This window comes from Sphingobacterium sp. UBA7038, assembly GCF_002494055.1.
Taxonomy (GTDB): domain Bacteria; phylum Bacteroidota; class Bacteroidia; order Sphingobacteriales; family Sphingobacteriaceae; genus Sphingobacterium; species Sphingobacterium multivorum.
On the sequence record NZ_DLAV01000041.1, the window covers coordinates 1 to 22,588 of the forward strand.

Consider the following 22,588-nt stretch of genomic DNA (forward strand, 5'->3'; position numbering starts at 1 on the left):
ACTTCGCTACGGCTGTTAGACTGCGCATTGGTAGCTTGAATCTTTTGATTGAAATCAGCTGCAAACAACTGCTCTACTCCTGCTGATTCTCCCTCCGTAGTGACCGCAACATAGTGATCAAGTGCCAAGTCTGCTGTAGAAAGGTTAACGTTTGCTTTTGTTGCTTTTGCTCCAGGTCCTTCAGCTGCCATAGCGAAAGTTGATACTGCGATTAGAGCTGCTGCTGCGAATGTTTTTACTAGCGTGTTCATAATGTCTTTATTTATAGTGTTAGTTTTTAGTTCTTATTTGTTGACTCAAAACTACAACACAATAGACCCCTAGCCTATGGCCTTTAGACCAACGATCAGGAAAACTCGGTGAATGGCGGTAATGGGGAGAGGAAAGGGTTTAGAATAAAGCATTGAATTTTCGATAATCAGACTATAACAGCTATCTTTAATAGCAAAAGCTTCCACAAGTTAACCCCAGTCAAACATATTTCGCACAGATTCAGCAGCACGCCCAGGAATTTCTAAATACAAATGGTCAGAATTTAAAAGAATGGCTGGCCTTAAGATTAAATATTCAACTCGAAAATGGACTGTTTTTATTTCCCACAGGAGGTATAATGATAGAAGATAGTGAGGAATTGCCAGAAGAACCTAAAAGAATCCACCTAGCGGGAGTTGACACTAAAATAATTGAGGATTTTATTATCGAAAATCCTACAACAGCCTTTGTAGAATATCCTTGGGAAGCAATATCAATTGAGAAAAAATTAGCTTTCGAAGATATGCTGTATAAAGAAATCGATTCATCAGGATCTATAGTCGATTATTTACGGAGCCATTCTACGAACACTATTTTAAAAGGAGCCACAGTTTCAGCCTTTTGCATAAATGTTAATTCATCTCAGGTTTTATTTGAAATACAAAGTAAAAAGATCGATCAACGCTTTGCATTAATAGCATTCAAGCAATCCGATCGAGATGGAACTCGTTTGTTAAAAGGTATTAAATTATTTAATGATTTTGACGAATTCAAAGATCTCAAGATGTATCCAGACAGAAACGAATGGGAGAAATAAATTGAAATGAAAAAGGAAGGCAAGATCTTCATACAGTATAAATAAGCCAATACAAGTTATCAAAAAAATTTACTCCGATAAAACTATTTGGAAATGGCAATTGTTCTTATAATACAAAGCGGCTCCAAGCTATCTTTCGAAGGAAAGGTTCAACATAAAATTGGCGTCGTACAGTGAAAATCCAATTGTCTTAAAAAACATTGGATGACGAAACAAAAAAGAGGAAACGATAGGAAACATAAAAATTGCTGTACAAGTAAACGCTAAGAGAAAGGGTCTGATGAGAATCAGACCCTTTTGACGTAAAAAGCCAGATTTCAGGATCTGGCTTCTAAACTAAACTGAAAAAGTACTGCCCCCTAGTTTTCGGGATCCTTTATTTGCTCCAATAAGCATATCATCCGCTAATAATCAGCCTTTGTTATAAGCATCCATCTCATTATATTGAAAATGAAAAATAATGCAAGCCAAGCAAAAGAAAACATATCCGGGTATTGTAGGACAGCATGTAGGCTATAAAGACCTGCTATCCCTATAACTATCGAAAATATCCTATCTAATGTAGTTCCCAGTCTTCTTTTTATGATATATAACGAATGCAGTAAAACTGTTGTACAGATTATAATATAAATAACCGCCAGTAGAGCTTGAACAACTAAGTCCCACATATTGATGAAATCAACATAATTCAGGCAAGTAAAAAATTGAAATAGAGCAAGAAATAACACCATAAAAAAAAGGAGCGTAAACTTTTCACCCGGTAGAGGTAAAAGCAACAAAAGCAATATTGTAATGATATTAATAAACGCTTTATATCTTACTAGTCTTTCCATTAAGAAACTATGCTTTTTCATAATTGATTTATTTAATATCCCAAAGCTACCCTTCTTTTAAGATCAAAAATTTGATAAAAGGCAAAAAAAAGACATATCTCTACCATGGATGTTGTCTATACGCCAAAACAAAAAAGCCACATCTTCCGATATGGCTCTACAACATATATATTTATTTGAGATGGCTTCTACTTATACGAATTGATTGATTTGGAAACTTTCCAGTCATTGCCTACACGCTCCAAGGTAACTAGATCAGTCTTGGTGAAGTTTTCAAATTTTAAGGTTACTTTAGCAACCATGTAGTCTGCAGATTCCTCGATGATATCAGTGCTTACTGTACAGTTCAGCTTTTCGCCTTTTTGTTTTTTCAAGGATTTAATCACTTCGCTACGGCTGTTAGACTGCGCATTGGTAGCTTGAATCTTTTGATTGAAATCAGCTGCAAACAACTGCTCTACTCCTGCTGATTCTCCCTCTGTCGTTACCGCAACGTAGTGATCTAAAGCCAAGTCCGCTGTGGAAAGGTTAACGTTTGCTTTTGCCGATTTTGTTCCCGGTCCTTCAGCTGCCATAGCGAAAGTTGATACTGTGATTAAGGCTGCCGCTGCGAATGTTTTTACTAATGAGTTCATAATGTCTTTATTTTATATTGTTAGTTTATCTGTTCTTATTTGTTGACTCAAAACTACAACACAATAGGCCCCAAGCCTATGATCTTTAGACCAACGCTCAGAAAAACTCGGTGAATGGCAGGAATGGGGAGGTGAATTTTAATTTTGTGATGTAGGTCACGGTAAATTACCATACAAAATCAAGAAATTTGTTCCAACAGGAAGAAAATCAAAGCAATATGAAAGCAAAACAACTCTTTAGGCAAATAGGAATATTTTCGGCTTTATTAATCTTAATAGTAACGCATTGCTATGCAACAAACCGAAAACCAAAAATTCTATTTGTAGTAACTAGTCACGATACAAAAGGTAATACAGGCGAGAAAACAGGTTATTATCTCGGGGAAGTCTCACATCCCTGGGAGGTTTTAACAGCGGCTGGATATGAGATTGATTTCCTTAGTCCACAGGGAGGGAATCCACCTGTGGATGGATTTGACCTGACTGATCCTGTTAACAAAAAATTCTGGGAGGATAAATACTACCACAATAAAATCACCCATTCACTCAAACCTTCTCAGGTAAAACCGGAAGATTACAAAGCCATCTTTTACGCCGGAGGACATGGTGCGATGTGGGATCTGCCTTTCGACCCATCAATCGCAAAGATTGCCACCAAGATATATGAGGCAAATGGGGTCATTGCAGCTGTATGTCATGGACCTGCAGGCTTAACCAACATCAAACTGAGCACCGGCGAATATTTGATAAAAGGGAAAAAAGTTAATGGCTTTAGCAACGAAGAAGAAGAGCTTGTCAAGCTCAGCAATGTTGTTCCCTTTTTACTAGAAGATAAACTAAAAGCAATAGGTGGGATTTATGAAAAATCCGAACCTTGGCAGTCCCATGTCACTATTGACGGCAGATTGATCACTGGGCAAAACCCGCAATCAGCCAAAGCTGTAGGCATAGCCATCGTCAAAGCATTAGCTGAATAAGGTACACCCCAAAAATAAAAACATTGCCTTTTGAAAACCATAGGGTCTGTCCAATATTTACTGTACAATTAAACGCTAACAGAAAGGGTCTGATGAGAATCAGGCCCTTTTTTTGGCTTCTAAGGGGTTTACAAATACGTCCCTGCTTCTGCAAACTGACACGATTAGATGTCTGCGTATTTCTGAAAGTCAGCGATCACTCCCGGAGTAGTAGTGGAAAGCTGGTGAAGATTTACGGACTATTTTCTAGAATCGCCTCTACTTTACGCCCGATTATTTTAAGCATCCTTTCAAATCCCACATCTGTAGGGTGGGTGCCATCCACTGTTCCTTCCGAATCATCACCTATCAAATGGTCTGTAGGTATGTAATACAAATTTTTGTAACCTGCCTGTAGCAGTCTTTCATACTGTAGCTTAAAATTCTTATTCTGCTCGGTCAATTGCGCGCTCCATTTTAAATTATAATTGCCGACCTGACGGGTAATACTCTCTATCAGCAATATGGGTACCTGAGGATGGGATTTACGAATCCGTTTCACAAAATTAAACGTTCGTTCTTTGACTTCTTCGGGACTACTATTTGGCACACAATCCATGATGAGTAGACCCATAGAATCAATATCACATAGCATATCAGCCACGGCAGGCTCCATCCGGGCATTGCCACTCACGCCCATGTTGATCACATTGGCGTTCAACCGCCGCCCTAATTGCGCTGGATAAGCTAATCCCGGGCGGCTTGCGGAAGCTCCATGGACAATGCTGGAACCATAAATCACGACCTTTTTGTTAAAAGACTGTCTGGTACCAACAAAGGTGGCTTTGTCATCAATAATCAGGTCAAAATCCAATAGCTCTTTATACAAGGGAAAGTAAACAAGAAATTCTTTTTCTGTTTTCGCCATATCTTCAACAAGCGTAGCTTTACTTTCCGCCATGTTCAGATCGGGACGAGCTACCCCTGCAAAGCGCCACCCACTGGGCTCTTTTACATATACATCAAAACCCCGTGACATAATCGGCGTGGAATTATTGCCTAGCGCCGCATCCGCCGTCTTCCATCGTAAAGATAATTTGCTCGTATTGCTCTTAAACGTAATAAACATTCCTGCAGCATGGGTATATAATTTCTTTACCGCAGCAGGAAGTTGCCTGTACTTTGCTGTATCTATCCGATGAAATTTTGGTGCGTTTTCAAAAGCTCTTCCCTGCAGCTCAAATTTGGCCGACGAAATAACCTGCTGGGCGTATAAAGATACTGAGCCACAAACAAGAAGGAGGAAAAATAGGATACTTGTCTTTTTTCTCATGATGTTTCAATTAATAGCAATAGAAATGATTCTAATTGAATAGTGGCCATCTCATATTATCCATAAGATGGCCATCTACTTATAAAGGTATCGAATTTATTTCACTGTAAATACCGTAGCTACAGCGCGTTCACCTTCATGGTCAAACTTTCCATTATCTGAAGGATAGTTAACCACGCCTTCGCCCTTCACCCAAGCTGTGGAGGAACCGCCACCATCATAGTTTAACGCGGAAGTGCAGCCCAAGGCAGCCATTAACTCGCCCAGCTGGGGTATCGTCAGTCCCTGTGATTGTGATGAGCGGCCATCAATAACAGCTACAATAAGTTTATTGTCCTTGGTAAGCCCCACTGCTGTACGGGGATGTCTGCTGGTATTGAAATCTACATTCAACTGCTCCAGCACCTGACCATTCTGCATCAATAACGGGCCGCCAGCCAGTGCAGCGGTGGCGCTCAGCGTCCCCCAGCCTCCTGCGGGTTTCGGCACAATCTGATAGCTTTGCCCCGTAAAGGTAAATGCACCATTTTCACGGTAGCTATTAAATCCATTCACAGTCTGATTGATTACCTGGCCATCGTATTTGAAAAATACGGTTGATCCGCCTGTACTGGTATTAAAGTAACTGCCGTTAAATGCCACCAAAGCGCCCTTAGCCGTCGCGGCAGCACTTGTTTTTAGAAATCCGGTCTTCACATAGGGAATTTCCAGCTGCATGCCTTTCTTCAGATCGATCTCAAATACATTGACATATTGTTTGGATTCAAATATCCGTGGAAATTGGTAATATTTCCACAGCACACCGTCAGCAACCGTTTTTGTATTCCAAGCTGCCGTATTGATAATCTCCGCCAAGTTTTCTTCCTGGGGAATACTGTAGTCATAGGGCAGCTGCGTTCCGCCCTCATTTTTCTTGCATGAAATAACAAGAAAAAGCAGCAATAAGCTATATATAAAATTTCTTTTCATCTGTTTTACTTTATTTCGCCGATCCACTTTAATTTTAATGGAACCACTTTTTCAATTGTTTTCTGGTTAATAGTGTATACGGCCGATTCCATATTGCGGTAAAAGACGACCTTGTTTTCTGATGGCAGTAATCTTGCCGCACTTACGTTGCCCGTCCCCCAGCTATAGGGCCAGTGGCAAAATAGTGTTGCGGCACAGTTTCCCGCTCATACTGAAAGGCCTTTCCTTTTCGCTCAGCCAATAGCACCTTGTCCTTTCCGATCAATACCAATGATTTTCCCTGGATATACCCTGTATTGATTTGGCTCCAGTTCAATGTGTCTGGCAGCGTCAGCCATTTCTGAATCGGTTGTTCATCCAGCACCTTAAAATCTTTTTTTGAAACTTTACGGCAATAGCCATCAAAGAGGATGTACCATACGACCACGTCGTCAATATATATCGGTGGATTAAACTCTGAACTCCCTTTCAGAAAAGGAAACAGCTTCTCCACTGGACTGACACTATAGCTTGTGTTAGCTACATCCGTTGTGTAGACCATATCCTGTGTGAGATAATAGGTGCTGTCTTTTTTTGTCCATACCGCTTCCGGTGTCAGCCAGGTGCCTTTTAACGTAAAAAGATGATTGTCATCGTAAGCGTTAAATATTCCGCCATAATCAAGACGGTCTTCCTTTTTGGGCTGAATAGCACCTTCAATAAAAAATTTCGCTGTCACCCCATCGTATTTTTCCAGGCGTGCAGCAACAGCGATCGCATGCCAGTGGTTGGAAACAACATACACCGTATCTCCAGGCTGGATGATTCGCTCTCCAGCGTTATTTTTGAGGCGTCTGCTGAAAATATAATTCTGCACCGTCGTCTTGGAGTTTTCCTCCTTGAAGATCAATGCCGCAGGTACCCCCTTGCTGACCAATTGCAGCGCCATGGACGAAGCTTCACAAATCTTGGAACCGTGCGCACCACAACCTCCAGACACCACAATAGCATCCATCGGCCGGATATGGTAGAGCTGGGCAGCAACATCTACCCGCTGGGCCAATACCTCAGGATCGGCTGAACCCAATAATAGCAGGATATTCTTGTGCTCAGCAGCTCGGCTGTTGCCTAATAGAAGAAGGGTAAGGATAAATAAACAGCTTAATTGTTTCATCTTATTTCACTTTTGCACCCATCCAAGTAGAAGAGCGCGGGTTATTATTGATATCTTGTTGCATGCGACTATCGTCCAATGCCGGCTTATATTTCTTGGCAAGCTCCAGCAATCCGGATGAGCTTAAACCATAACTCATGGACGGATTTTCGGCACCGATGGGCAGGTAATCCGGATTCAGCATGGTCGCAGGTTCAAAGCTTAGCTTTGGAACAATGCTTCCATCAGCGCCATACACCGCCTTCGTAGCAACAGTGTGCTGGATTAATGGAACAACAGCAATGTTATCAGAATAAGCATCAACATCGCTTGAACTGCCCGCCTGAATATTGCCCGAAACGATTGAATTGATCAAAGTCAAGTTGTTGACATTGCTGCGGCGATAGACACCTCCGCCGGGACCAACAACGGCATTCTTGGTAATGGTTGTACTGATTACGTCTGCCTGACAGTTATCATACAGCATCAGTCCGCCACCGCCGTTGGCTGATGTACTTGAATTTTCAGCCAGCAGGCAATTAACAAATACCCCTTTTGATTTTTCACGCAGATAAACCCCTGCTCCATAGGATGTATTTGAATTGCCAACCACCTCACAATTATAGAGTGTAATAGCTGCATTTGGATAAGCGTGTAAGCCCCCTGCGGTGCCTTTGGCACTATTGTGATTAAACTGGCTATCGTAGGCAATCAGTGACCCATCGGCGATCCATAGTCCGCCACCGTTATTTCCGCTGTTGCTATTATTGTTGATGCGACAATTTTCCAACCTGAGCTGGGCACCTGAAAACGCATAGATGCCGGCAGCAAAACCTGCAGTTCCCTTATCTGCGGTCGCTTTATTATCAATCACCTCCACATTTTTGAGCAGAACCCTGGCCATACCAATTAACATACCGCCACCTTGGCCACGGCTGAATTTTACGTTATCGATCGTTGTACTGGCACTGCGGTCGGTGGCATTTCCCCCTTTGATGCTGATATTTTCCAGCATAACCTGATTTTCAGGATCCGGGGTTGCCGTCACTGTGACTGTGTGAAACACCGATTTTCCACTGGAAAGCTTCCCCTGAAAGATGGTTTTATACAAGGCCGGATTGGGCTGATCTCCAGGTTTGACATTGGCCGCGTATCCGCCTATTAGGCTGACATTTTTTGCGATCTCTATGGTTTTATCGGATTCCTCATTCACATCACCATTGCGAATGGTTCTAGTTGGAATATAGGTTCCCTCGGCCAAGAATAGGGTACTGCCTGTCGTTGCTTTTTCGAGTGCCTGATCGAGATCTGTAGCACTACTCCACGAACTGCCATCTCCCTTACCTGCGGGAGTCACATAAAAAACGGGCACTTTTCCGGATTCCTGCAAAATCAAGATCTCCTGCGATACATTATCGTTCAGCCTGAGCAGCAAAGTCGCCGAACGTTCATCCTCCGAATTTTTCGAAACAGAAAACCGGATCTTATTTTTCCCTTTGGGATACACCGTACTATCCAGTTTGATCCAGTCTTTGTCGCTACTGACGGTAATCGTTGCATTCGCTAAGATGTCCAACTGATAGGTATCGGCCCTACTGCCGACCTCCATATAATCCCGATCGACCAGGAGCCGCTGCTCACTTTCGATTTTATCTTTTTTACAGCTCTGTATGCCTAAGGCAGACAAAAGAACCATAAAAATATATAACGATTTTTTCATTATAATCAATGTTTTTTGAACCTACTTATTGTTTTGTGTTGCTATAAATCTGCTGCAGCTGACGGTAACATTCAATCAGCTGGGCTGTGGTTTCATAATGACACTCAAACATGAATACACCTTTATATTTAATTTTTTCCAGTGCGGCCAATATGGTATTCCAGTCATTCTGCCCTTTACCATTACAAGGCAGGTAGTGACTTTCCTTTGTTCCATCCCCATCCGCGACATGAAGCGTCTTGACGCGCGGTCCAAAAGCCAAAAGCAGCCGCTCGGGATGTGCAATATGGTTCATATCCACTGCAATGCCAACCTGATCAGGAAAGCGGGCAAAAAGTTCCTGACATTCTTCTACGGTCCGCAGTAGGGGTCGTTCCCGCTCCCCTACCGTCAGCGAAGGCCCGAGCATATTTTCGATGACGAGTTGAAGCCCTGCCCCCGATACCGCCGTGTACAACTCCTTGACAGAACGTACCAGCTGCTCCTTGCGGGCCTCGCGTCTGTTGGGTTCGAGATAATAGGATGGGTGAAACAGAATCACCTGCGGATGAAGACGGTAAAGACCTTCCAGTAGCTGCAAATGCATTCGCATCACCTGCTGCCGCTGCTGTTCGTCCAGCGTAGAGATATCTATTTTGGCGGAAAAGGGCATATGGATAGACCATACCTTCACCGCAGCTTTTTTCAGTACAATGGCCAACGAATCGCATTTAAGCAACCATTCAGCCTGCGGGATTTTTAAACTGAGGTCTGCATTGACGAAGCTTCCGAGACCTGCAATCTCTATATAATCCATACCAGCTTCTTTGTCTGCTTTTAGCTTTTCAAATGCTATCTTCCGGATATCAAGAGAGTAGCCAACGGCATAATCAGGCCGATCCTGTTTTTGACAGTACGTATATCCAGGGATCAAAAGATAACAGAGGATCGAAATAAAAATAAGTTGTTTCATGTTATCTGTATAATTTCTCCCATTCAGGATTTTGTTTCAAATTTGGGTTTAACTTGATATCTTCGATTGGGATCGGTGCATAGTAATCACGTTTTTCATCAAACTTACCCCGTTGATAAAATGGATCAAGTGACCCCTTATTGGCATTCTGTGTATTCGAAACTGGGTCCCAAAGTGTCCGCTGATTGATATTGATCAAGGTGGTCACCGTACCCGGTGCACCCGATGTATTACCTGTATGGACATACACATCCGCCTTGCCATCTCCTGTAAAATCATAAGCTCCGATACCGGGAAAATAAACCCCGACAATAGGCTGATTCAGTTTGGATCCGGCTTTCCATCGCATTAAATCATCCCAGCGCTGCCCTTCGTTGAACAATTCAATCCGTCTTTCGCGCCGTATTTCCAATAGTACTCCCCTGAATGCTCCACCATCGACGTTCGGATACATGGCCAGCAGATAAGGGTCAGGGTTGGCATTCGCTTCCGCTAGAGATAGCATCGGCATCCCCGCGCGGCTACGCAGCTTATTGACGGTCAGGTCAAGGTCGCTTTGGCTGATCGTCCCCAGTTCGGCTTTTGCTTCGGCATTGATCAGCAGTGCTTCTGCATACCGGAATAAGATGACATCGAAATAGGAGGCCGATACGCCCCATTGCAATTTGTCAGGCAAGGCCTTGATCAGGCGATAGCCTGTCGTGGTGATCGTCAAGTTGACAGGCTCATTTGCTGTTTCTCCATTAGCACGGAAGTCAGGTCCCGCTGTTGTCTGTGTAAGCCTTGGATCTCTATTCTGCATTTCCTGATAGAATTCCATGGTCTTGTAACCTGATCTATCCGTAAAACGGCTTCCATCCTTCATCAGATAGCTATTGATCATATCTTTGGCGATACCATAGGCCCCCGAAGTTGCTGAGGTGAAGGAATAGCCAAGGCCATGCACACGCATGCCTAGTTCAAAATCAATGGAGAGAATAGTCTCCACCTGATCCTGATTATTTCGGGCGAACAGATTTCGATAGGCTTGATCTGCTCCGCCCTGGCTGTACAAGGTATAGGCCCCACTATTCATCAATTCGGTCGATGCACTAACAGCCTCATTCAGTAACTTTTCATGTCCTGCGATCTGATGGTATTTTCTAAATGTTCCTTCAAAGAGTGCCACCCTTGCTTTCAGCAGCAGCGCCGTGTATTTAGTGATCAAGTTAAGCTGTTTTTCAGCTGGTATATTTTCGATCGCATAGTCCAGATCGGCCATAATGGAATCCATCACCAGCTGCCGGGTGTCCCTAGCCTTGAAAAGGTCTTCATCTTTGGCACTCAGCACCTTTCCGTACCAGGGCACGTCACCGAAAGTTTTCACCTTATCGTAATAAAAATTCGCTCTAAAAAAACGGGCTATGCCGCCGTATTTCTTTTGTGCTACAGCGTCGGGCACTTTATGGTAGTTGGCCAGAAAATAATTGATCTTGCGCAACTGGCTCCAGGACCAACCGCCCGAACCGCTTCCCACGGGGACAGTTCGATTGCCCTTGATCCGGTCGGCAACCGTAAGGGGTATCATATTATCCGAATTACCATCGTTTGTATACCAGGATTCATTGGGTAAAAAGGTGTAAAAATCATTGGTGGCCACCTCCAGATCCTTTGCTGTATTGAAAAAATAAGGCGCTTCCACCTGGTCCTCCGAGGGACGGTCCAAATAATCTTTCTGACAAGCTGCCAGCGATAGCAAGATCAACAGACCAAGTAGTTTATAGGTGTTTGTTGTAAGTTTCATTATCATTGCGTTGTCAAGTATTAAAGCGTAAGCATTAAACCAAAAGAATAAGTTTTACCCATGGGATAGTCCCGTAGCAGTCCCCGCTCCGAGGAATCCGCAGGATCATTGGCACTTGCAGGCGAATTATAATTGATCATTGCACCTGCTTGTTCGGGATCTATATACTTCGTCAGATGGCCAAAGTTCCAGGTCAACAGATTCTCGCCGCTGAAGTAAAACCGTAATTTTTCAACTTTATAGCGCCTTGTCCATTTCTGCGGTAAGGTGTATCCCAACGTAAAATTTTTCATCCGTAGGAACCCAACATTGGTCAGGTAATAGTCGTTCAATTCGTACAGCGACCTTCCACTCTGCAGCGACGAGTATCCCCGATAGATCTGTGGATACCTGTTCCCTTTATTGTCCGGCGTCCATGCATTATCTACCAAGTCTTTGCGTACAAAGGAAAGATATGGGCGCTGGTAGGAACCCCAGTATAAATCTCCTGTCGGGTACCAATCCTGTTTGGCAACACCAGCAAAGGCTGCCGAGAGATCAAAATTATTCCAGGAAGCACTCATATTGATTCCAAATGGAAATTTCGGCATGGCATTACCAATGGGTTTAATATCACCGTGGTTGGCAAGCGTATTATCGCCTTTGTCGATGCGTCCATCACCATTGAGATCCACGTATTTCACATCGCCGCCGCGCAACATATTCCATTCACTATTTTGCGACACACTCAGAATATCATTATATACTTTGGAGAGGGACAATTGTGGATCCTGGAAACTATTCTGGTAGCTCAATGCCTCCGCATCGGACTGAAACTGTCCGTCGATATGGTATCCCCAGATCTGCCCTAGCACCTGTCCTTCGTAATAGGAGCTCAACAAGCCTTGTGGATTATTATATTTCGTAATGATCCCTTTAAAATTAGTGGTATTTGCGGCGATGTTGAAACGAAAGGGTGAGCCGGCAAGGTCAAATTTATCCTGGTAGCTTACCCCCACTTCAAAACCTTTATTGCGCAAAGCAGCATAGTTTTCACGCGGTTCATTAGCTCCAAATACCGCTGGAAGTGGCTGCCCCGGAAGATACATGCCTTCAACATCCTTCTGATACCAGTCAAAGTTGATATTTAGCTTGTTCTGGATCAGCCCAAGATCAACGCCAAAGTCAATGCTTTTGGTCCGTTCCCAGGTGACGACATTCGGCAACGGTGCCGGTGTACTCGCCCCGATAAGACGGGAGCCTCCATTTAGCCAAGCCAACTGCTGCACCGTCATCAATTCTTTAAAGGTATTGACACCTACAGTCTGGTTGCCGAGCTTGCCATAAGAAGCTCTGAGTTTTAAGGTAGGTATACTGCCTTTGATCGATTCCCAGAAGTGCTCACGATCTAGCTGCCAGCCTAATGAGACGGAGGGAAAAAATCCCCATCGGCTCCCGCTTGGAAAGCGTGACGAACCATCATACCGTGAATTTATTTCCAGCAGGTATTTATTATCGTAGGCATAATTAAAACGGCCAAATACACCCTGAATAGCCCAATTTTCAGCTGTTCCACTCAGGCTATACATGGAAGTCCCCAGCGCCAGGTTGGATAGATCTTCGATCAGCAGGTCGTCCATGGCCCCGGCGATACGGTCCCGGTCAAAGGATTCCTGATTGTAGCCTACCAATAATTTGAACTGATGTTTTTGCGCCACACTTTTTTCGTAGGTCGCAAACAGGTTCATCGCGTTATATTTGTCTTTCCAGCGGTATTCTGTCAGACGGTTGAGCCCTGCTGTCGTATAATTGAGCTTGTTGCCCGAATAGTAACTAAAGGGGTTGAGGCGTGTGCTCCGTGAAAAGTTTTCGATACGGTTGCTATAATCAAAATTTACCTGTAGGCCTTTCATTGGCTTGAGCAGGACACGGAAGGTATTGGTAAACTCTTCACTATTGCGTACCTCCCAGCTTTTTCCGGATTCCAGCCCTGCATTGGCTCCCTGACCGCCAGTACCCACACCGATATCCGTTGGAATACCATCGACAAAATTGGGGTAAAAAGGCATTAGATTATACCAGGTCGTCGTGCTCCAAAGTCCCCCCAGACCATTACTGTACCCCCCATATTCTTTATCCTTTTCGTTGATGAACTGCGTATTGTTTGAAATTTCCAACCAGCTGTTGGGCGTGAATACCAAATTGGATTTTATATTCTGGCGATCCATATTCGCATCGTCATTGATATTGTTGATCGTTTCCCGTTTGAATACACGTCCAGAGAGATAGGCTTTCAACTTTTCACTGCCACCTGAAATGGCGATATTATGGAAGTTGGAGGGCTGATATTTTTTAAATAGGTAATCCCACCAGTTGGTCTTATAGAAAAATTTATAGGTTCCGTCTGTCTGTTTCTCATGAAAGGGCGCAATCTCACCTGCAGCCACCATTTTAATTGCGTCCCAGTCCATTGCATTGTAACGTGTATAGGAACTGCCGTTATAACCATACAGTGCGGCATCTACTGTTTTACCATAGACATAGGGATCGGAGATATAGTCGGTACGGGAGGCGGGTGTAGTCCAGGCAAAATTATTGACATAATCGACCTTAACTGTTCCTGCCTTTCCTTTTTTGGTGGTGACCAAGATGACTCCAAAAGCACCACGGGCTCCATAAATGGCCGCCGAAGCAGCATCTTTCAGGACAGAAACACTTTCAATATCGTTGGGATTAACCCGTGTGATATTCCCTTCGATCCCGTCGATCAATACCAGCGGGCCGCCCTCATTGATGGAATTGAATCCCCGCACATTGATATCGGGTGTTTTGGATGGATCACCGCTGTTGAGCTGTATATTCAAGCCCGGCATAAGTCCCTGGAGTGTACCTGCAATATTTGCACTTGGACGCAGCGCGATATCATCCGCATTGACCTGCGACACAGCTCCCGTCAGATTGGCTCTTTTCTGTACACCGTAGCCCACGACGACAACTTCTTCCATTGCATTGATAGCCGGCTTCATGGTCACATGCAATGTCGACTGCTTTGCCAGCGCTATTTCCAGCGGCTGATAGCCAACCATCGTAAATACAAGTATGGCATCCGGGCTGCTGACCTGGATCTGAAAGCTGCCATCCTCCCGACTGAGTGTTTTCTCCTTTTTGCCTTTTTCACTGATAGTAACATTGTCCAACGGTCGGCCCTGATCGTCTTTGACAAATCCTTTGACCGGGTACAGCTGCGGAGCCTCCGTAACCGATACCTGGCGAACGGGCTGATCCACTTGTTTATTCAAGACAATATTTTTATCCGCTTTGACATAAGATAACTGCAACTGGGCCAATAGATCTTTCAAGGCTTCTTCAAAAGAAATATTGTGGTAGCTCACGCTGATACGGTCGTCTTTTGCGATCAGCGATTCGTTGTAAAAAATATTGTATCCGCTTTGCTTCTGCAGTTCTTTCAAGACAGCACTCACTTTCACATTATTCCGCTTCAGATTGACGGTCTGGCCAAAAGAAAATGCATGCAGCTGCAAATTGGCTGCGAATAAGAGAGGAATTGCTAATGACAATTTCATAGAAATTGGTATTTTCTGGGATCTTACCTGACATAATTGGGTCGGTCCGATCAATTTTTTTTTATTAAATTGCATTCGGTTGAGATAAAATTTAACGGTTTTACTATTCATCCATGTCGAGAAAAAGACAAAACTTTCAGGGGCGTTGGCGCGCTCCTGATTGTTATATATGCTTCCCTTCTCATCAGCGTTAGTTTAGCACATATATCCTCCTTCCTTTACGTTCGAAATGTACGCCACCGGCGAGAGAAATTGTTTTCAACAATTTATCGATATTTTCATAGCGGGAGATTGTCCCGGAGAAGTGCTGTCCCTGCAGCTGATCTTGGTAACTGATCTCGACATCATACCAGCGTGCTACCTCGTCCATGACCGTTTGAATGGATGCATTATCAAAAGCAAAATTTCCATTTTTCCAGGCAAGACTATAGAACGGATCCACTTGTTCCTTTTTCACGCTCTTGCGGCTTTTATCAAAAACGACCTGGTCATTGGGCGCTAGGACCTGTTCTTTCAAGGCAGCATCGCCAAAAGATAGCTTGACTTTTCCTTCTACCAACGTGGTAACGATTTGATCCCCAAAACTCCTGATGTTAAAATGTGTTCCAAGAACCTCGAGTGTCTGTGCTCCACTTTGCACGATAAAAGGTACCCGTTTGCCTTTATTGTCCATTTTAGCCACTTCAAAATAGGCTTCACCTTCGAGCTGCACCGACCGCAACTTCGCATCAAATTTTACAGGATATTTGATCTTACTGCCTGCATTGAGCTGCACAAGACTTCCGTCGGCCATCTTTAATGTATACTCTCCACCTCTAGGGGTTACGACCGTATTGTAGACGATGTTATTTGTTGGTGACAACATGTCTTTGAGCTTATAACTGATTTGACCTTTATTATCTTTGGTGATCAAATATTCGCCTTGGTCAAGGACTGTATCCGCATGGAGCAAACTGAGGTCGATCTGTTTTCCATCTTCAAGAATGATTATGGCTTTATCAGAACCCGGTACGATCGACACCGTAGACAGCTGCTCTTTTGGCTGCATATCCACGGTATAAAAGTTGTAGTAGCCCCATAGCACGGCTACGCAGAACGCAAGAAAGATTGCCGCCACCTGCCACCATCTACTCCTGAAATTAAAATGTCCATCTGTAGTTCTTTGGTACGTAGATGCAGGTGTTGCTAATCTCGGATCGGCTAATATATTTTCCATCATCCGATGTGGATCGGGGTATGTTGCGGGCTTTGCAGGGTACGAGTTCTCTCGCCAGACTTTCTCCCAAGCCTGCAGAAATGCAGGATCATCCATTAATCCTACAAGCAGTTCCTGTTCTTCTTTGCTGGCTTGATCAGCAAGATATTTACGTATTAATTGGCTGTATTGTTCAATTTGGTTCATTCCTTTGGATCGATTTCAACTACATAATCGCACGAAGCCGGAAAAAGTACCAATAGAAAAAATTTTTTTTTACGGATTTTAGGCGACCTAACTTTTTAGCCCCCTGAGATGGCTAATTACAACTACAGGAAAAGAGGTGGCAACCCGAGTTGCTTAGAAAAAAAAGATGGACAGGATTTTATCCAGCTTGAACCGGACAAATTTTGAGGCGAGACTGAGGTGATTACGCACGGTATTTTTGGAGAGCCCTTCTTCATCGGCAATTTCCTGATAAGATTGATCTTCAAACTTGCTCCGCCGGTAAACTGCCTGCTGCTGTGGAGGCAATTGTGCAATAATAGATTCTAAGATGACCTGTAGCTCTTTGCCATCCAATTCTTCCTGGAGCGAAAAAGAACTTTCAGGCCAACTGTGCTGAAGCGACTGCAGATAGTTGGATCGGACCAGCGATTTACGGAAATTGGATATGGCCATTCTCTTTGAAATAGCAAATAGAAAGGGAAAAATGGCTTCCGGACCGGAGAGCTGCATTCTTTTTAAATAAAATTCAATAAAAACTTCCTGTGTGACCTCCTCCGCATCACTGTCACTTTTGCAGAGTTGTCTGACTTTAAAATAAATAATCGGCTGATAATAATTGAACACAATACCAAAAATAGACTGATCTCCAGCTTGTAATAAGAGAAAATCGTCCATTGATATGGAAATATGTTTCAGTCCAACGATCATGAATTCGGTATATTTAATTGATGCAAATTAACCTAACAGATGTTAATTTCATATAAAATTAACATTAATATCCATAATTACGAGCTCAGTCGCCTTATAAAAAAACAGAGCTGTCCAAGTAGATTGGATCGCTATTATTACATGAAGTAAGGCTATTGAAGTTACTTGACCAACTAGCTCTCGATTTTACCGGATAAACTAATATCGAATAAGTCAGCGCGAATAATAGATAAACCCTCGCGAATACCAATCGTTTACGTCAGTCAATTTCCATGTCCTTATTTTTATTAATAGATAATTACAACATGCTCAAAAGGCATATATGGTTTAACAAAAAAACTTAAAAACAATGAAAAAGTTATTGATGAGTCTGATAGCCGTAGCTGCGCTATCGACAGCGGCTTTTGCAGGCACGGAGACAAAAGCACCAAAAGAAAATGCAGAAGTAAAAACAAGTACTTCCGCAGCAACTGAAAACACAAACAAAGTTGAAGTTGCCGAATTAACAAAGGAAAACAATGCAAAGTTTTTAACAAAGTGTGTTTATACGCTAACTGTCTACAATAGTAGTGGCCAAGTGATTGACACTTTCACTTCGCAAACCTATGTCGAAAATTCCTGTTCAGGATTCTTCGACAACTGCAGAACAATTTACAGACATATGCTTGCCCATGGTGAATTAGGAATATAGTCTGCAAATTATATTTCATTCGAATTATAATTGCTAAAACATAGCGGGGCTTAGGCCTCGCTATGTAGTCATGCGTTGATGTCGGCCTATTCCAAAAGATTTATCAATGCTTACCTTCTTTGACATGTGTGCAATTTCAGCTGCTTACATGCAATTCAAAAATCCTTAATGGAAAACAGCTACCAATCAATCATTTGATAGCTGTTTCTAACAATCTCTGCTTAATTTTATTGTACCTGCACCTTCAATAGTTTTAACCATCCGGTATTGGTCACATCACCATTTACGGCAAGTTTTATGCCCGGCTGGTTTTCATTTGAGGTATCGATAATAGCAATGGCCCAAGTATAGTTTCCAGCGGGAAGGCCAACCTTGGCTTTTAATTCGTACGCTATTGGATTATTCTTAAGCCAGGTTGAAGGTTCTCCTTTATCATCTACAAAAACTTCTTTCACCTTATTTTCTTCATCCAGCAGTGCAAAAGCTACCTTATATTTATAGTTCCATTGGGGAATATTGTTCGGAAAATACCCCCAGCCCATATTCCGCCAGCGATGGTTAATCGTCGTTTCGGTACCGGTATTGACTTTCTCCGGTAAATAGACCCGATCGGGATATAAACGATAACCACCTTCAGAAATAAAACGTTGGCATAATGTAAAGGACTTGGTGAACCAGCTTTCAATTTCACCGATACGGAAATCCATCATGTTTACAGCGGCTTCCAAAGAGCTGTCAAATTCGCCCTGCCGAACATCTTCGGGATGGTTTTCCCTATATTTACCACTTGAGTCAGTCCAGTAGCGATGGGTACCTGTGGTAATCCAACCGCCTTCCATAATAATCGGACGTTTAAAATTCCAAACCTTAGCAAAATTTTTCTCCCAGCTTTGATAATAATCGGTCATTCCAAAGGCATCCTGACGCAGGCTGTATCCTTTGCTGATCATCTTATTCAACAACTTCTCCGAATTCGGATTTGGAGCTCCATTGCCCGCTGGGTCGCCAACTACGCGATGATAATTGATTAGCAAGGGGACCTTTGTAAAATTCTTTGAATAAACATCCGAAATCCAATCGACGACTTCTTCTTTGATGGCCTCAATATTTTGACCAGAGGGGTTATTGGGATCTTCATATATTACACTGTGCCCCTCGCCCCACAATCCGAGTCCATAGGCATCTACAAAGGATGTTTTATTTAAATCATTAAAATCCTTAGCTAATTCTTCGATCAGCTTGCTATAATATTTCCTAAAAACAGGGTCTTGCAGCACCGGCGTTTTTCTGTCCGGAAAAGATGCATTGGCCACATAATACTTGGCGCCTGCATCAAAAACAAACTGCGGCGTATTTGCTCCTTGATCGCGACCGTCGACCACGATACGAAAGGCGATTGGCAATCCTTTATCTTGTGCCCCTTTGATCATTTTATAGATTGCGGTGCTGGGATCCCTCCAGGCATATACGCCATCTACAGGATTAAAAGTTCGCCAGCTGGTACGGATATAACAGGCAGATGCATAGTCAATTGCTTTGACCGTTTTACCTAAGTCAGGTACATAGAATTGGGTGTCCCAATAAGAGGGATTGCCCGAAGCTGAGGCATACATGACCCAACCATTTAAAGGGTTACGAAACATGGCACTCCTGTTGTAACTGGGCTTCACCAAGGTGCCCGACAGTGCTCTTTCAGTATCGGCGCCTTCTTTCTTACATGACACTGCTAGAAAGCAAAGCATAACAGTAAATGCTTTGAAACAGGCTTTTTTGTAATTTATATTTTTCACTTTCAAAAATGTTAAAGTTAATTTATGCGTTTGGATACGGTTGCTTACCGTTTTAACGCCAGAATCGTCATATTTCTTAAATCAAAAATCAGCACATTGGTCGTCGCCGGGATAGTGAAATAAGAATTGCGATTTGCACTCGAATTGCCCCCGCCCAGTTCAGTTACTTTTCCCAGAGTGAGCGTCAAGGTCTGGGCCACCCCCGCAGACGTGAGCGGAGCACTAAATGCGTAAGCCAGGTTTTTGTTATTACTGTTATCTCCAGTCACGATAAACTTCGTAGTCCCTACTTTACCACCGGTATAAACCAAAACTTGCGGATCGGCCAAACTTACTTGGCAATCCATTTTAACCGGAGTTCCCCAGCCATTGATACTTCCGTGCATCCATAAATCTGTCACCGTTGTCGTATAAGGTTGATCACCTGTCCAGGTCACGGTCTTTGCTGCAAGCATTTTTGTCGGTGAATAGATTGTTGCTGTGGCCTTTTGCATGTTGACCACGACACGGTATTCTCCAGCAGTTTCTATTTTCCAGGAGAACACACGTTCCCTCATCTTAATACCAACAGCATTCCCATCGCTTAATGAGGTGCTTCCATCGGAAGTAACGACGTAATTGGTCTCACCGTTAAATTCTACCGGAATTTCGAGTTCGCCCGGCTGCAAATTCAAGACATAGGCATACTGATCCAAATTTTCCAGTGTTTTTGGCATCTCCACCTTGTTTCCGCCAACGGCACTTCCGCTCAAGAACACTTTATCGGCATCAAAAACAACCGCCTTGATCGGATTTACTGTAATTCTTACGGTACGTACTTCGGGTGCCTCAAAAGTAGCACCGCCCTCCCATTGGGCGACCACTCTAAACTCCAGCGTAAAGCTCTTATTTGCTGGTATGCCCCACTTTTCATTTGCCCAATTTTGTAATTGTTCGGAAGTAAAGCTTCTGCTCAATACGTTATCGTCTTCATAGTTAAATATGGCTGTACCGGTACCAAAATTGTTCCCCACCACATCTAACATCGTACTGTAGCTGACCAAATGATCATCTGACTGTACCCTAGCGGGCTTCCAGTTAAATGTGACGATATCTTTGGTCAAATTGACCTCGTCCAGCGTAATGTTTTCCGACGAAGGCTGAAGGTCCATCGTTTCATTGACTTTGGGTATATCCTGAATTTCCTGTTTGCAGGATAACTGGCAAAGTACCATGCTTAAGAAAAATAAGGTTTTGTATAAATAATTGATGTTTTTCATTGATTTATAGTTTTGCTAACGTTTGGATAGAATCATGCGCTTGACTAGCGCAACTGCTTTTTTGTCATCAGATGGGAAAGCTGCCGAAAATACGATTAGGATTCGGACAGCCTCCCATAACCATTAATTATAACCCGGATTCTGCGGGAACGGTGCCCCTGTATTGGCATCCCTGATCACCTGTGGAATAGGCCATAAGATATTGTTGTCCGTAATTTTATCCTTGATCGCATTATTATATTTTTTGACCCGCTCCACCAAAGTATTGGTACGCACCAGGGTAAATCTTCTGCTTTCTTCACCAACTAATTCACGGATACGCTCATCGAGCAGGAAATCCATATTCATCTGAGCGCCGGTAATTTCGGACGCTCCAGCTCTTTTCCGCACTTCATTGACGGCTTGGGCAGCTTTATCTGGCATATTTTGTCCCAAATAGGCTTCAGCAAGCAACAGATAGGTTTCAGCCAAACGGAATTTCATACGATCTTTATAACTACCGGTCAAACTTAAATTTTCAGTACGTCCGTAAAAGAATTTTGTAATCGCTGGAAATAAGCTTTTTGTCGTAAACCAGGTCTGTTCGGTAATATTGGCTTTTTTACCATATAGCGAGGTCTCATTCGCGTTGTTGTAATACCAGTTGCGTTTAATGTTATAACCTGAATTACGGATATCATTTGCTTCGAAAATACCAGCGACATTGCCTGTAGCATTGGTACCTGTGGTGCCTACCCACCACTTCATTGGCACTAATTGTGCAATACCACGGCCGCCCAATGTGTCAGCCAAAACAAATCCTGTAATCGTCGAGTAATTTGGTATCCAAGCCCTACGCGTCCAGTCATCCGAATTGGTACCACCACCGATCGTGTTAAACTGGAACTGCAATACCCAGATACTTTCTTTATTGCCACTTTTTCTATTTTGGTTATTTTCCAGAAATAAATCGCTAAATACATCGCCTGGTTTGCTGCCATTTACGCCATATCTGTTTTTCATAAGGTTATAATACCCACTATTGATGACCGCCAATGCGGCCTTTTCTGCTTCGGCATGATTGCCCTGCAATAGGTAGATTTCACTCAGCAAATGACTTGCGGCCCATTTGGTCAGCTTTCCTTCTTTTACGTCATCCGGATTTGTAGGCAGGTTATCCACCGCAAACTTCAGGTCGTCTACCATGTGGCCGATGACTTCGGCTTTTGGTGTACGGGTAAAATTAAGCTGAAAATCATACAGGATAGTTTCTACATAGGGTACATCGCCATAGAGATAAACCAAGGTACGGTAAGCATAAGCCCGAAAGAAGCGGGCTTCAGCCTGAAAACGTGCTTTATCTTGGGGGGTATCCCAATTGGTGTTTTTTTCGGAATAAACCAGCATCAGGTTTGCCGATGAAATAAGGTTATAAGCCCAATTCCAGTAGGTGCCCACAAACCGCTCTGAGGCAGTAAGTGTAAGGTTGGCAAAAGCCGTCAATGAGCCATCGCTATTAATGGCATCGGCGATATCCGTAGATACCTGTAAGGCTTCATATGGACAGGCACCATTGTGGATAAAGGCTCCCCCCTCACCATAAGTATTATATTCTGAACGCGTGAGTGCATACAGACCTGCGCTCCCCACCTCGAAACCGTAGGTGCTGGTATAGGTATTGGATGGCGCCAGTTCGGTTTTTAGCTCTTCTTCCAGAAACTTTTTACAGCCTCCTAAGGTGAACAATACGATAAGCCCTAAACTTGTTGTGATAATATTTTTCATTTTCATGT

Annotated in this window: 17 protein-coding genes; 3 read left to right on the top strand and 14 right to left on the bottom strand. The window is 43.3% G+C overall.

What is annotated here, in order from left to right:
- Positions 1 to 251, bottom strand: a 251-nt coding sequence (locus tag B3H30_RS24415; protein ID WP_286834980.1) for a hypothetical protein, incomplete at its 3' end; no start/stop codon positions are given.
- Positions 252 to 610: 359 nt separating this feature from the next.
- On the opposite strand from B3H30_RS24415, the gene B3H30_RS24420 reads away from it, so the two are divergent.
- Positions 611 to 1,069, top strand: a complete 459-nt coding sequence (locus B3H30_RS24420; RefSeq protein WP_070566342.1) for a hypothetical protein — start codon at positions 611 to 613, stop codon at positions 1,067 to 1,069.
- 1,021 nt (positions 1,070 to 2,090) lie between these two features.
- Here the strand turns inward: B3H30_RS24420 and B3H30_RS24425 are convergent.
- On the bottom strand, positions 2,091 to 2,537 hold the full coding sequence (locus B3H30_RS24425) for a nuclear transport factor 2 family protein (protein ID WP_286709360.1): 447 nt from the start codon (positions 2,535 to 2,537) through the stop codon (positions 2,091 to 2,093).
- Positions 2,538 to 2,755: 218 nt separating this feature from the next.
- Here B3H30_RS24425 and B3H30_RS24430 point away from each other — a divergent pair, with 218 nt between their 5' ends.
- On the top strand, positions 2,756 to 3,514 hold the full coding sequence (locus tag B3H30_RS24430; protein WP_286834982.1) for a type 1 glutamine amidotransferase domain-containing protein: 759 nt from the start codon (positions 2,756 to 2,758) through the stop codon (positions 3,512 to 3,514).
- Between the two features lie 232 nt (positions 3,515 to 3,746).
- On the opposite strand, the gene B3H30_RS24435 is transcribed toward B3H30_RS24430, so the two are convergent.
- The 9 genes from B3H30_RS24435 to B3H30_RS24475 form a co-directional block, all read right to left on the bottom strand.
- Positions 3,747 to 4,826 carry an SGNH/GDSL hydrolase family protein gene (locus tag B3H30_RS24435; RefSeq protein WP_070566347.1) on the bottom strand — a complete coding sequence of 360 codons (1,080 nt, stop codon included), beginning with the start codon at positions 4,824 to 4,826 and terminating at the stop codon, positions 3,747 to 3,749.
- 96 nt (positions 4,827 to 4,922) lie between these two features.
- Positions 4,923 to 5,795 carry a phosphodiester glycosidase family protein gene (locus tag B3H30_RS24440; RefSeq protein WP_070566350.1) on the bottom strand — a complete coding sequence of 291 codons (873 nt, stop codon included), beginning with the start codon at positions 5,793 to 5,795 and terminating at the stop codon, positions 4,923 to 4,925.
- Between the two features lie 142 nt (positions 5,796 to 5,937).
- Positions 5,938 to 6,948, bottom strand: coding sequence for a YdcF family protein (locus tag B3H30_RS24445; protein WP_286834984.1), 1,011 nt, complete (start codon positions 6,946 to 6,948; stop codon positions 5,938 to 5,940).
- A gap of 1 nt (position 6,949) precedes the next feature.
- Positions 6,950 to 8,647 carry a right-handed parallel beta-helix repeat-containing protein gene (locus B3H30_RS24450; protein WP_070566355.1) on the bottom strand — a complete coding sequence of 566 codons (1,698 nt, stop codon included), beginning with the start codon at positions 8,645 to 8,647 and terminating at the stop codon, positions 6,950 to 6,952.
- Positions 8,648 to 8,672: 25 nt separating this feature from the next.
- Complete coding sequence (locus tag B3H30_RS24455) at positions 8,673 to 9,599, bottom strand: sugar phosphate isomerase/epimerase family protein (protein ID WP_070566357.1); 927 nt, start codon at positions 9,597 to 9,599, stop codon at positions 8,673 to 8,675.
- Between the two features lies 1 nt (position 9,600).
- On the bottom strand, positions 9,601 to 11,382 hold the full coding sequence (locus B3H30_RS24460) for a RagB/SusD family nutrient uptake outer membrane protein (RefSeq protein ID WP_070566359.1): 1,782 nt from the start codon (positions 11,380 to 11,382) through the stop codon (positions 9,601 to 9,603).
- A gap of 20 nt (positions 11,383 to 11,402) precedes the next feature.
- A complete protein-coding gene (locus B3H30_RS24465; protein ID WP_139144995.1) occupies positions 11,403 to 14,945 on the bottom strand; it encodes a TonB-dependent receptor in 3,543 nt (1,180 codons plus the stop codon).
- A gap of 190 nt (positions 14,946 to 15,135) precedes the next feature.
- Entirely contained in the window at positions 15,136 to 16,347 is a 1,212-nt protein-coding gene (locus tag B3H30_RS24470; protein WP_070566361.1) for a FecR family protein, read from the bottom strand.
- A 153-nt stretch (positions 16,348 to 16,500) separates the two neighbouring features.
- Positions 16,501 to 17,076 carry an RNA polymerase sigma factor gene (locus B3H30_RS24475; RefSeq protein WP_070566363.1) on the bottom strand — a complete coding sequence of 192 codons (576 nt, stop codon included), beginning with the start codon at positions 17,074 to 17,076 and terminating at the stop codon, positions 16,501 to 16,503.
- A 349-nt stretch (positions 17,077 to 17,425) separates the two neighbouring features.
- On the opposite strand from B3H30_RS24475, the gene B3H30_RS24480 reads away from it, so the two are divergent.
- On the top strand, positions 17,426 to 17,767 hold the full coding sequence (locus B3H30_RS24480; RefSeq protein WP_070566365.1) for a hypothetical protein: 342 nt from the start codon (positions 17,426 to 17,428) through the stop codon (positions 17,765 to 17,767).
- Positions 17,768 to 17,994: 227 nt separating this feature from the next.
- Here the strand turns inward: B3H30_RS24480 and B3H30_RS24485 are convergent, their stop codons facing one another.
- The 3 genes from B3H30_RS24485 to B3H30_RS24495 form a co-directional block, all read right to left on the bottom strand.
- Positions 17,995 to 19,557: a DUF4832 domain-containing protein gene (locus B3H30_RS24485; RefSeq protein ID WP_254667712.1), complete on the bottom strand. Its 1,563-nt coding sequence runs from the start codon at positions 19,555 to 19,557 to the stop codon at positions 17,995 to 17,997.
- Positions 19,558 to 19,601: 44 nt separating this feature from the next.
- The gene (locus B3H30_RS24490; RefSeq protein ID WP_286834987.1) at positions 19,602 to 20,816 is read right to left on the bottom strand and encodes a SusE domain-containing protein; all 1,215 of its coding nucleotides are present in this window, start codon (positions 20,814 to 20,816) and stop codon (positions 19,602 to 19,604) included.
- A gap of 123 nt (positions 20,817 to 20,939) precedes the next feature.
- A complete protein-coding gene (locus B3H30_RS24495; protein ID WP_286834989.1) occupies positions 20,940 to 22,586 on the bottom strand; it encodes a RagB/SusD family nutrient uptake outer membrane protein in 1,647 nt (548 codons plus the stop codon).
- Positions 22,587 to 22,588: the final 2 nt, after the last annotated feature.